Below are 551 nucleotides of genomic sequence, written 5' to 3'. Positions count from 1 at the left end.
TGTCGATGAAAGTTATCCTTTAATGGGAGAGTTGGTTTTAGATGGGAATGAGTCAGGTCGCGTGAAGCCTAACCAGCTTTGGTTAGACGAACGCATTATGGCTCAATTAGAAGTTAACAAAGGTGACAATGTCACCATTGGTGATGCAGATTTCACCGTTTCAGGTGCCGTGCTGATGGAGCCGGGTTTAAGTTTCAATCCATTCCAACAAATGCCTGCGGCGTATATTCACCAAAGCGACGTAGAAAAAACAGGCGCGATACAAGTCGGCAGTCGAGTGCAGTATCGACTGTTTCTAAAAGCTGACAATGCGGCGCTAAAGCAACTCCAAGATAAGACAGTTCTGTCACCAAGTGATCGCTGGCGTACTCAAGATACCGCGAGTCGCAGCAATGAAGTTTTTGATCGAACTACACAGTATTTATCATTGACCGTAGCTATCGTCATAATTATGGCCGCGACAACGTTGGTTCTTACTTGCCAAAACTACGTGAATAGCCGAACTCAAACCATCGCAATGTTGAAAAGCCTTGGCGCGAGCAGACGTTGGA

Annotated in this window: 1 pseudogene; it reads left to right on the top strand. The window is 45.9% G+C overall.

Going from position 1 to position 551, the window contains the following annotated elements:
* Positions 1 to 551 (top strand): annotated as a pseudogene (locus R7Q46_RS29445) (ABC transporter permease); the annotation flags it as partial.

Source organism: Vibrio sp. 811 (assembly GCF_033339195.1).
This window is presented reverse-complemented; position numbering and strand designations above follow the sequence as displayed.